The 3,350-nt window shown below is 79.3% G+C and carries 2 protein-coding genes; both read left to right on the top strand.

Annotated features, from left to right (window positions below):
• Nucleotides 1–157 precede the first annotated feature (157 nt).
• Nucleotides 158–1,792 (top strand): YveK family protein, encoded by a 1,635-nt coding sequence (locus AAHZ94_RS31100; protein WP_349997061.1) that lies wholly within the window; start codon nt 158–160, stop codon nt 1,790–1,792.
• Entirely contained in the window at nt 1,789–3,195 is a 1,407-nt protein-coding gene (locus AAHZ94_RS31095; RefSeq protein ID WP_349997060.1) for a GNAT family N-acetyltransferase, read from the top strand. The genes AAHZ94_RS31100 and AAHZ94_RS31095 overlap by 4 nt, the downstream gene beginning before the upstream one ends.
• Nucleotides 3,196–3,350 lie beyond the last annotated feature (155 nt).

Genomic DNA, 3,350 nt, shown 5'->3' with positions numbered 1-3,350 from the left:
CCCGCCGGCGGGGGGGGGGGGCCGCGGGGCGCCCGCGCGGGGTGCGCGGGGGGGGCGGCCGCCCCGCGCCCCCGGGGGGGGGGGGGGGCCCCCGGCCCCACCCGCGCCGCCCCGCGCGCCCGTACGCCCGCAAGAACGCGAAGAGGTGAGCACCCCCATGTCCAAGACCACCAGCGCCCGCCCGGGCCGCCCCCCCGCGCCCTCGCGGCCCGCCACCGCCGAGGACGCGAGCCAGCCCCCGGCCCGGCCGACCGACACCGCCGGCCCCGTCCCGCCCCCGGCATCAGCCGCATCGACGCCAGCCACCCCGCAGCGCCCCGGCGCGACCGCGACCACCCGCCGACAGCGCAAGCCACGCACCACCCCCACCCCCGGCGGGGCCAAGGTCCCGAACGCCGCGACCGACGCGAAGGCTCCCGCCACCGCCCGCCGCGACCCCGAGCACGACTCGCCGCCCGACCACCCGGACGATTCCGACGACCCGGAGCCCAGCCACCGCGAACCCGGGCACAGCGAGTCGCACACCACCGAGCACCACAGCGACAAGTCGACACGAGGGCCGGCCTCCCTCGCCCCCACCCCCCGCGCGAACCTCCCCACGGCCGCCTCCCTCCTGGCCGCCGACGCCACGCTGGTCATGACCGTGCCGAACCCGCCGGCCACCCCCGAACCCCCGCCCCCCACCGCGTCCGAGCACCCGCAGGCCGCCCCCCGCACCGCACTCGACCAGCGCCCCCCCGCCCCACGCCAGCTCTCCCACCCATCTTCCCGTGCGATTGAACTCCCTTTGCGGAAAGGGGAGTTCACGGAAGCCTCGCTGTCCATCCCCGGCGCTTCCGGCCCCGCCACGCTCATCTCCGGCGCGCCCGTCCTCAGCGCGCCCGTCCCCGCCGCACCGGGACTCGCCCAGACCGCACCCCCCCCCACGCCGCACCCGCCCAAGACCACCCGCCCCGGCCCCGGTCTGCGCCCGGGCCTCGGCCCCGAGCCCAGCGGGCACGCCCCCCACCCCGCCGCCCCCGGGCAGACCGATCCCGAACCCCCACCGGAAGCACCCGCCCGCACCACCCATGCCCCCCGCCCCCGGGGCCCGCTGTGGCGCGCTGCGCGGGCGCGGGTCCCCGGGTGGTGGCCGGTGGTGTTCGGTGCGGCGCTCGGCCTCGGGGGTGGCGCGGCGTACGGGCTGCTCGCCACGCCCGAGTACACCGCCACCAGTTACGTTGTCGCCGTGCCGGCGGACGGCACGGACCCGGCGACGGCGCTCGGCTTCGCCCAGGCGTACGGCCGGATCACCACCGGCGGCGCCGTGCTGAGCGCGGCGCAGCGGAGCACCGGGACGCCGGTGGAGGACCTGCGGGCGAGCGTGCGCACCGCGACCTCGCCCGACGCCCCGATGATCGAGGTCACGGGCGCCGACGCGCGCCCGGCCCGCGCCGCGACCACCGCCAACGCCGTCGCCCGCGCGCTGGCCGGACACGCCAACCGCTCGGCCCGGAACACCGGTGTCCGGCTCACGGTCTTCGCCCCCGCCGTGCCCCCGACCACCCCGACCTCACCTTCGTTCCCGCTCTCCCTCGCCGTCGGCGGCTGCGCCGGCGGCCTGCTCGGCGCGCTGGCCCTCCTGGTGCGCCCCACCGCAGGCCGGGCCCCCGCCCCCGCGTCCCCGCCCGCCCCCGAGTCCCCTTCCGGGTCTGAGTCCCCTGCCGGGTCCGCGTCCCCGCCAGGCCCGACCCCGGCGCCCGGCAGCACCGCCGCCCCCGGCCGCCGCCCCGAAGCGGAGGCCCCCCGATGACCACCCACCGGCCCCGCACCACCCCGGCCCCCGCCGCCCGAAGGCCCCCCGCGAAGCCCCCACGGCCCGGCGCCACGCCCCCACCCGCCCCTCCACCGACCCCACTGCCCCCATCGGCCGCGCCACCGGCCCTACCGGCCCCATCGGCCGCGCCCCCACCCACCACGACCCCGACCACCGGTCCACCCCACCCCCACCCCAAGCTCCCACCCACCCCCCAGCACCTCACCACCACCATCTGCCGCGACCCGCGGCACTTCGCGGCGCTCGCCGGGGCCTGGGACGACCTGTACCGGCGCTGCTCCGCGGCCACGCCCTTCCAGACCCACGCCTGGCTCCACTCGTGGTGGCTCTCCTACGGACAGCCCCACCGGCTGCGCCTGGTCCTCGTCCACCGAAACCCCACCCCGGGCCCCGGCTCCCCGCCCGCCCCTGCGGACCCCACCGCCCGCCCACTGGTCGCCGTCGCCCCGCTGCTGCTCGGCTACCGGCCCTTCCCCACCCTGCTACCGCTCGGCCTCGACATCTCCGACTTCTGCGACGTGCTGATCGCCGACGACTGCCCGCAGGCCGCCGACGCCCTCGCCGCGGGACTGCGCCGGCTGGCCCGTACCGCGCTCATCGACTTCCGTGAGGTGCGCCCCGGCGCCGCCGTCGAATCGGTGGTCGGGCGCTGGCGCGGGCCGATGCGCCGGCGCGCCGACTCGACCTGCCTCGAACTGCCCGCGCGCCCCATGGACGAACTGCTCCGCAGGCTCTCCGGCGCCAGCGCCCGCAACGCCCGCCGCAAGCTCCGCCGGGTGGACGCACTCGGCGTCACCCACCACGCCGTCCCCGCCGACCAGGTGCCGGCGGCCGTCACCACCATGCTCGACCTGCACCGTCAGCAGTGGCAGGGCCGCGGCGTCACCCCCGAGCACCTGAGCCCACGCTTCGCCGACCATCTCGCCCGCGCGACACGGCAGTTGGTGCGCACCGGCGACGCGGTCCTGAGCGAGTACCGGATCGGCGACGACGTGCTGGTCAGCGAGGTCACCCTGCTCTCCCGCCAGTTCGCGGGCGGCTACCTCTACGGTGCGCACCCCGAAGCCCGCCGCAAGATCGACATCGCCACCATGCTGCTGCGCCAGGACGCCACCCGCGCCACCGCGACCGGCCGCAGCGTGCTCAGCCTGCTGCGCGGCGACGAACCGTACAAACGGCACTGGCGGCCCCGGCTGGTCGTCAACCGACGGTTCCTGCTCGGCCGCCGCCACCTGGCCCCCGCCCTGTGGCTGCGCGCCGGCCACCTCGCCGTACGTGCCGCGCTGGCCGAAACCACCCGCACCCGCCTCCCGGCCCTCCGTATCTGGCGCACCCACCTCCGCAACCTCCGCAACCACAGCGCCCCCACCCGCATCTGACCCCGACCCTGTTCCGCCGCTACTTCCCCCCGCCCGCCGGGTGGTCCGCGGCCGGCCCCCCGGCCGTCGCCCCCCCCCCCCGGGGGGCCCGGGGGGCGCGCCCCCGGGGGGGGGGGGGGGGGCGCGGCCGGCGGGCCCGCCCGCCCCCCCCCCCC

The sequence above is a fragment of the Streptomyces sp. HSW2009 genome, from assembly GCF_040240285.1.
In the GTDB taxonomy this organism is placed as follows: domain Bacteria; phylum Actinomycetota; class Actinomycetes; order Streptomycetales; family Streptomycetaceae; genus Streptomyces.
The sequence above is the reverse complement of the archived record's forward strand: the minus strand, read 5'-3'. Positions and strand labels throughout refer to the sequence as shown.

What these genes read in the sequence shown, in the direction of transcription:
- AAHZ94_RS31100 (WP_349997061.1), top strand. Translation starts at nt 158, where the DNA reads ATGTCCAAGACCACCAGCGCCCGCCCGGGCCGCCCCCCCGCGCCCTCG.
- AAHZ94_RS31095 (WP_349997060.1), top strand. Translation starts at nt 1,789, where the DNA reads ATGACCACCCACCGGCCCCGCACCACCCCGGCCCCCGCCGCCCGAAGG.